Below are 7,197 nucleotides of genomic sequence, written 5' to 3' on the forward strand. Positions count from 1 at the left end.
GTAACGTCTTAAAATCACTAGTATCAGTCACTACGCGTTTTTGAACAGCCACTAAAGTAATCGATACCTTCTGTCACCAGCTGTTCTAAGGTAAGCACCCAATAACAGACCGTCTTGAAAATCAATAGAGGCCCGTTCCCAGATTCAGGGAAGCGGACCTCTTTGCTTTAAGCGACGGTCGATTGGGTGCTTACATTCAAATGGTCCTTTGGAAGGTTCTAATAATAAAATCAAGGCGATCAAACGAGCCAGTTTTGGCTATCGCAGCTTCTGGAGGTTTAGAACTCGAGTACTATACGTTTTCAAAATCAAAACAAAAAGAGCCCTAATCACGAAGTAATTAGAACTCGAAATATGGATTCACCAACAACAGTTGACGAAGAGCCAAGAAACCGATGAGCCTTAAGGCTCATCGGTTTCTTAGTCGTAAATGAATTAAAAGCATTGATATCTGCATAAACTTGTATCATAGAATCAATAGCTGGTTAAATAGGCAGCTATCAGATTATTTACGCCATATACCGTTAAAAATAATGTTTATCTAAAAATACCTGCCGTCAAACTTCACCCTGTACCAGCACATTGCAATGTCTTGTACGGACGCGATTTTGGTCCCAGTCAACAAAGTAAATAGACCCAACTGATCCGGTTTGAATCTCACCATCACGAATCACAAAAGTTTCGCTTGCGCCGAACATTGAAGCTCGAATGTGGGCATCTCCATTCAAAACAGTGCCATCATCACCTTTATAGGCAGGGTTGTCCTGAATGCTATGCAGGAAGTCAATATGCTTAGGGCCAGGATACTTATAGTTCGTATTTTCCGTGAGTTCTCGCGGGACCAATTTATCCAGTTGACGGCTCATATCGACTAGCAGATACTCGTCGCCATTAAAGTCCCGATCATGCGTAAACTCCTCAAAGATCACCGAACAAGTTGTATGTGGCGATTGAACGACACAAATGCCATTTTGAACGCCACTGGCCTTCACAAATTGTTTCACCTGATCAGTCACATTATGAAATGTCACCCGATGGCCATTTGAAGTTAGATCTAACACTTCACTTTTAACTGTCATGCTAACTGTGCCTCCTTGTATGCCGCCATTGCACCCATCATTTCCGTCAATTTTGCGCGCCAATCAGGGGCATTAATAATACCGCTTGTGCCACCAGTTCCATCAGCACCCAATGCCAATACCTTTTTGACGTCTGCGCCAGTACTAACGCCAGCTGCTTGCATGATCAAAATGTCAGGATCAACACTGCGAACGGCATCATTGGTTTCTTTAATATAGTCATCATTGCTGATACTTCCGGTGCCAATTAAACTGGTTGGTTCGCAAATCATCATGGTTGGGTGCAGACTCGCAATCGCGCGACTTTCAGAAGGCGTGTCGGAACAGACAATGGTCATTAAACCGACCGCTTTAGCACGGGTAATCGTCTTATCCAAAACACCGATTTCCAGCGGATTTTCAGCATGATTCAGGACAACCGCTTCAACATCCGCAGCTTTCAGGGCTTCAGGTAAAACATGGCCCATGCCACGGCCGGGAAGCAGCGGGTCCATGTGCTGTGCCGTGATGATCAAGTGGCTCGTTGCCGCCTTGATCCGTGGCAGATCAATCAGTTGCCCCGTAAATAAACAGTCAAGATGCTTTTTGGCAGCAATCTCATCCGCAATTTTTGCCAGCTTCACGGCATCATCACCATAAAGATACGACTTAGGATTCACAATGAAAAAAGGTTTCTTAACACTTGCCATTCCAACATCACCCTTTCTTGAAAAGATTGAAACTCACAGCGCACCGAGTACCGTTTTCTCTTCAACTTGATGCAACTTGGCCGTATTGAAAACATCAACATAGTGCTCATCCAGTGCTTCAACTGCTTTCTGTTCGGCTTCGATCATCTTAAGAACACTTTCATAAGGCTCTGCTTGGGCTGCATGCAAGGCAGCATTGGCCAAGTCAGTGTAGATATTGACCTTAGTGATACCCAGTGCCGCGGCCTTGCTTAAATTCTCATCACCAGATGACGACCCACCGTGGAGAACCAATGGCACTGCAACTGCTTGTCGCAATTCACTGAGCCGCTCAAAATTCAGATGTGGTGTCTTGGCACTATTATAAACCCCGTGCGAGGTACCGATTGACACGGCTAAAGAATCAACGTTGGTACGTTTAACAAACTCGACAGCCGCCTCAACCTCGGTATACTGATTGGCGTCATCCGCACTCAAGCCAGTGCCGACATGGCCGATTTCCGCCTCAACAACGACCCCGCGTTGATGGGCATAATCAACGACATCCTTCGTCACGGCAACGTTTTTATCGAACTTTTCAGCAGAGGCGTCAATCATCACCGACGTAAAGCCATGATCAATACCATATTTGACCAGGTCTGGTGAGAACCCATGATCGAGGTGCAGAACAATGGGGATCTTGGCTTGGGCGCAATAGAATTTGCCTAGAGTCAAAGCTTCATCAATATCAATATCGGCTTCATGCTTCTGTGCCCATGCCAACAATATCGGCACATTTTTCTTCTCAGCAGCCGCTACATGAGCACGAGCTGACATTTCATCCCAAAAGTTGAAGTGTGGAATCGCGAACCCGCCTTCGCGCGCCGTTAACAACAAGTTTTTTGAAGAAATGAGCATTATTTTTTCTCCTTCCCAGTTTCAATATCCTGCTTGATCTTGTCATAAACTTTGTCGGCATTAATGCCAGTCAGCAATGGCACGCCATCAATAACTTTCTCTTTAATCGAATCTGGTACCAATGTTGTGGAAACCACGATGTCATAATCATCAATATGATTGACTTCCTCAGCCACTTTGCTTTGGTACAACGTCACGTCTTTTGTAAGCCCTTGATTGTCCAACCAAGTCTTAAGCTTGCCCATGACGACGGTTGAAGTGGCAACACCGGTACCGCAGATAACTAATAACTTTTGTGTCATGATTTTTCTCCTTTTTGTAAGCACGAGCCGGCCTAGCAATCAGGCTGCATTTCACGTTTTCTAGCTACACTGAACTTAGGCTGCAACGTTTTCTTGCTTGTCCCGGACTTTGTTAAGCCAGAATAGTAGACCCAATGCGACGATGAACAACACACCGACGCCGAGCCACTGGAACTTTTCACCCATCATGAGATAGATAAAGTTGGTCCACAATCCGCCATCACTCAAGGCTGAGATAGAGTTGTTGCCACCCATATTGAAACTGGCAGCCTTGGCTAGTTTGGTGATCAACGGCGCCGCCCAACTCGCAACATAGAGGCTAATCGCAATATCAACGGTCCCTGCAATTACGGTTCTGAAAATATCGCCTTTAAAGACGGCGGCAAACAATGCGATGAAGAATGGAATCGTTGCTAAATCACCAAACGGTAAGACCTTGTTCCCTGGCAAAACAATGGCAAGTAGTAACGTAATCGGCACTAACAGCAGTGCTGATGACAAAACGGAACCTTGTCCAATGGCCAAAGCACTATCCATCCCGATGTATAACTTACGACCTGGAAAATGCTTTTTGATCATGTCATTGGCGCCTTCAGAGATAGGCGTTAAGCCTTCCATCAGCAGTGAAACCATGCGCGGCATCAACATCATGACCGCTGCCATACTGACAGCCAGGTTCAGAACCTTATTCAGTGGTTGTTGGGCAAGAAAGCCGATGATTAACCCGATAATGGCGCCGATGACCGTCGTATCACCAAACACACCTAGGCGTTTTTGAATTGTTTCAGCGTCCAGATGGATCTTGTTGATGCCAGGAATCCGATCAAACAACCAGTTGAATGGCAACGCGAAGACGTAACCTGGGGCTGACAAACCATGCGGGAAGGAAATGCCTTCCAAACCGTAATACTTGCCGACAGTTGGTGCACTCAGATCAGCGAAGAAGTACGTGAACATGGTCACCACAACCATCGTGGCAAGCCCCAGCCACATGTTGCCTGTCAGTGTGTACAAAATGGAACCGGCAAACGCGACGTGCCAATAATTCCAAATATCGACATCCAGCGTTTTGGTTAGGCCAAGAATCAGCAAAATAATATTCGTACCAACGCCAACGGGAATAGCCATCGCGCCTAATGCTGTGCCATATGCGATCGCTGAAGCTGCCGGCCACCCAACATCAATGCTGCTGAGATGCAAACCATAATTACTGATCATTGACTTTGTTGCTGGTCCTAAACTGGTTGTCAGTAAATTAATCACCAAGTTCAGACCAATAAACCCAATCCCAATTGTCAGTGCGGATTTAAACGCTTTGCCTGGTTTGATTCGCAATGCGAGCCCAAAAAGAAACAATAGTATTGGCAAGAAGACACTCGCCCCTAAATTGACGATCCATTGAAGTACTTGCATTGAAGTTCTCCTCCTTTAAACGCGTTTACAGTCGCAGAAATTCCCAGATAAGCGCGCTTGTTCACGCTCTCTTTAAACAACTGCCTTGCTGCAAAATTTCTCACACGTGCCGTTACAAAACACCCTGTTCCGTCATGAAATGAATGAAGTCATCTGCTGTTGTAATTTTCCTAAAAGCTATCATTTTAGTATCATCAGCAAACAACCCCATTAATTTCTGCAACATGTCCAATTGTTGATGCGCTGTTTTGAGCGCCAGAACAAATAAATAATTAACAGACACAACGTCTGTGGCACTCGCCATTTGCCGAAATTCAACTGGGGTTTTTAAAGAAACAAAACCAATCTGATCATGGATAACCTGATCGGCATCCGTATGCGGAATCGCCACGCCAATACCATCATTTAATTGCAAGCCAGTGGGATAGGTTTGTTCCCGCGCAATAATGGCCTTTTCAAAAGTCGGCACGACAGCTCCCGCCTTTAATAATTGATCCGCAACCGATTTCAATGCTGTGTTGCGATCAGAAAACGTTTGATCAAAAGTAATCACGCGATCCGAGAAGAAATGATTCACGCTTGTCTTCTCCATAACATTCACTCCATTTCGAACAATTGATTAGTTGATGCTTCGTCCGCCAACTGTTGCATGATCGGCCGAAGCTTAGCGCCATCGTCGCCGTGAGCAGCAATGGCTAGTACCACGAATTTATCGACAAGATGATCCTCACCTGAGTAAGCAGATCGCCAACGCATGGGTATCGCGGATTTGATCAGCAGCACCCCTGCCTCCGAGACCGCATCAGAGATCAGGTGCAATAAGACAACACCATAGCCGATATACGTTTCTCCTTCGTGCTCCCGTTCCATGATGCGTTGGCGAACCTCTGATGCCGTCAACTCAGGGACATCTCGCTGAATGTTGGTCGCGATGACTTGAAAAAGATGAGTCTGATCAAATGGCGCGCTCATTTTGATCAACTCACATTACTCGATTGCTTTAATGGCATGGCGAATCTTCTCCTTATCTAAATTTGACAACACAGCACTCACTAATACCTTTGGAATGGCTAGTTTGTCATACTGCGAACCCTTTAAATCAATGGTTGAAACGATCAAATCCGTATTTTTAAGTGAGTTCATATCAATATCGGTGAATAAGCCCGTCGCAGTTTGGTCAATCTTTAATTCTCTAAATGTTTTTTCTAGTTTGACTCGGAGCAGTTCCGATGTGCCAATACCGCTGGCGCAAATGACCAACGTTTGAATCTTGTGATCCTGCTGTTCCAAAAACCGGGCAAAATACATGACGATAAAACCAACCTCATTTTCAGAAATTTCAGGTAAGGCAAATTTTTTAGTCGCTTGCTGTGTACCCTCAGCTAAAACCTCAAACAAACTGGCATATTCACGTTTAATATCAGTTAACAACCCATTTGTGACGGCAATATTGTTTTCCAATCGATTAATGAGAGGTGCCACATGACCAGCTAACTCCCGCCAAGTCGTTTGTTGAATATGCGTAGTTGGTAAGTGCTTATTGACATAGTTGATGAGAAAAGCCGAAACTTCATGAACTTTGGGACTGTATGAAAGCATTTTGACGTTAGGCGTTTCATTGTCGATTCTTGAAGAAATTAAATATTGGAAGAGATAATCCGTTTCTTCTGGTGGCAACTGTTTAGCCAAGTAATCTTCAGTGTTGCCAATAATAATTTCAGCCAATCGATAAAGATGCATATTCTGCAGCATCAACTTGCGAACTTCCACGCTATTCACAATCTTCAGCCGCTCAACTTTTCCTTGACGCCGGACGCGTTGAATTAAGATGTACAAGTGCGACAAGATGTTCACGTTATACGGATAAACCAATTTGCCGCCGGTCGCTTGTTCAATCACTTGTACCTGTCTTGTAATGAATTGCTGGTCGTAATCTGTAATGCCTTCAATCGTGCCGCCAGTGGTAATCGTGGACATGTTTTGCAAAACCGCACTGAGTTGTTCACGAATTCGTGTTTCTTCGCCTTCAATATGAACGGTATGACCGGTCCGTATCAGCACCAACTTTTTCTTGGCCAATCGTCGCTTGAGATACAACAAATCATTATCAATCGTCGCATCACTCACATATTGTTCCGTATACAAATCATCCAATGACATTTTTACTGGTGCTCGAAATAGCAGCTGTTCCAACACCTGATTTCTTCGTTCAAGACTACTTTGACTAGCACTGTCCATCTGCTCATTGGAGGAACTAAGATCAGGCAATGCACTCGGCAACAGCCTCGCACCTTTCCCACGAATCGTTTGAATCACAGGTTCATCTGATTGCTCATTAATTTGATCAATGTGGCGATAAATCGTTTTTGTTGACGTGCCTAGTGCTGCCGCAACCTCTGCTGCATTGACAAAACCGGCACTTCGAGACAAATAGTCCAACAAGGCTCGATCAAGATCCCCAACATGATTCACTATTTCAACACCTCCTCGAATCTGAAAACGCTTACAAATATAGTATAGTGAAGCCCACTGCCAATCGACATAATGTGGTGTCCATAGGTTCGGACATTGAGCTTGTGGACATCTGTCTGAAACTTGTGTCAAAAGACTCGATAGCGTCCGATGGATTGAAGTCAATATTTGAGACAGATTTTAAGAGACATTCAGAACCGCGTTTACCTTCCAGGGTTCAAATAAATCATTAATCGCGATTAATAACTTATTTGGGTTCTGGTGCAAATTTTCCTCGCTGACTTTATTTTAGTATACTGAGTGACAAGAAAAGAGGGATTGTGCGCATGAATTACTTTAAAGGAC

7 protein-coding genes and 2 pseudogenes are annotated in these 7,197 nt (G+C 44.6%); 1 reads left to right on the forward strand and 8 read right to left on the reverse strand.

Going from position 1 to position 7,197, the window contains the following annotated elements; translation table 11 throughout:
• Positions 1-196: 196 nt before the first annotated feature.
• A pseudogene (locus FD01_RS15835) lies at positions 197-340 on the forward strand (transposase); the annotation flags it as partial.
• A 217-nt stretch (positions 341-557) separates the two neighbouring features.
• Here FD01_RS15835 and FD01_RS11590 read toward each other — a convergent pair.
• The 8 genes and pseudogenes from FD01_RS11590 to FD01_RS11625 all read right to left on the reverse strand — a co-directional run bounded on the left by FD01_RS11590 (position 558) and on the right by FD01_RS11625 (position 6,852).
• A complete protein-coding gene (locus FD01_RS11590; protein WP_054719032.1) occupies positions 558-1,079 on the reverse strand; it encodes a YjbQ family protein in 522 nt (173 codons plus the stop codon).
• A complete protein-coding gene (locus FD01_RS11595; protein WP_056964433.1) occupies positions 1,076-1,768 on the reverse strand; it encodes a triose-phosphate isomerase in 693 nt (230 codons plus the stop codon). The genes FD01_RS11590 and FD01_RS11595 overlap by 4 nt, the downstream gene beginning before the upstream one ends.
• Before the next feature lie 33 nt (positions 1,769-1,801).
• Positions 1,802-2,665 carry a class II fructose-bisphosphate aldolase gene (locus FD01_RS11600; protein ID WP_056964435.1) on the reverse strand — a complete coding sequence of 288 codons (864 nt, stop codon included), beginning with the start codon at positions 2,663-2,665 and terminating at the stop codon, positions 1,802-1,804.
• Entirely contained in the window at positions 2,665-2,967 is a 303-nt protein-coding gene (locus FD01_RS11605) for a PTS sugar transporter subunit IIB (protein ID WP_003567994.1), read from the reverse strand. Before FD01_RS11605 ends, FD01_RS11600 begins: the two co-directional genes overlap by 1 nt.
• A 75-nt stretch (positions 2,968-3,042) precedes the next feature.
• The gene (locus FD01_RS11610; RefSeq protein WP_040166872.1) at positions 3,043-4,380 is read right to left on the reverse strand and encodes a PTS galactitol transporter subunit IIC; all 1,338 of its coding nucleotides are present in this window, start codon (positions 4,378-4,380) and stop codon (positions 3,043-3,045) included.
• A 112-nt stretch (positions 4,381-4,492) separates the two neighbouring features.
• The gene (locus FD01_RS11615; RefSeq protein ID WP_040166876.1) at positions 4,493-4,972 is read right to left on the reverse strand and encodes a PTS sugar transporter subunit IIA; all 480 of its coding nucleotides are present in this window, start codon (positions 4,970-4,972) and stop codon (positions 4,493-4,495) included.
• Positions 4,973-4,977: 5 nt separating this feature from the next.
• A pseudogene (locus FD01_RS11620) lies at positions 4,978-5,390 on the reverse strand (PTS sugar transporter subunit IIA).
• The gene (locus tag FD01_RS11625) at positions 5,368-6,852 is read right to left on the reverse strand and encodes a BglG family transcription antiterminator (protein WP_056964437.1); all 1,485 of its coding nucleotides are present in this window, start codon (positions 6,850-6,852) and stop codon (positions 5,368-5,370) included. The pseudogene FD01_RS11620 and the gene FD01_RS11625 overlap by 23 nt, the downstream one beginning before the upstream one ends.
• Positions 6,853-7,197 lie beyond the last annotated feature (345 nt).

It is taken from the genome of Lacticaseibacillus manihotivorans DSM 13343 = JCM 12514, assembly GCF_001435035.1.
GTDB classification, from domain to species: domain Bacteria; phylum Bacillota; class Bacilli; order Lactobacillales; family Lactobacillaceae; genus Lacticaseibacillus; species Lacticaseibacillus manihotivorans.

Bases quoted from the DNA above. Each gene is read 5' to 3' on its own strand.
- FD01_RS11615 (WP_040166876.1), bottom strand. From the start codon at position 4,972: ATGGAGAAGACAAGCGTGAATCATTTCTTCTCGGATCGCGTGATTACT.
- FD01_RS11610 (WP_040166872.1), bottom strand. From the start codon at position 4,380: ATGCAAGTACTTCAATGGATCGTCAATTTAGGGGCGAGTGTCTTCTTG.
- FD01_RS11590 (WP_054719032.1), bottom strand. From the start codon at position 1,079: ATGACAGTTAAAAGTGAAGTGTTAGATCTAACTTCAAATGGCCATCGG.
- FD01_RS11595 (WP_056964433.1), bottom strand. From the start codon at position 1,768: ATGGCAAGTGTTAAGAAACCTTTTTTCATTGTGAATCCTAAGTCGTAT.
- FD01_RS11605 (WP_003567994.1), bottom strand. From the start codon at position 2,967: ATGACACAAAAGTTATTAGTTATCTGCGGTACCGGTGTTGCCACTTCA.
- FD01_RS11600 (WP_056964435.1), bottom strand. From the start codon at position 2,665: ATGCTCATTTCTTCAAAAAACTTGTTGTTAACGGCGCGCGAAGGCGGG.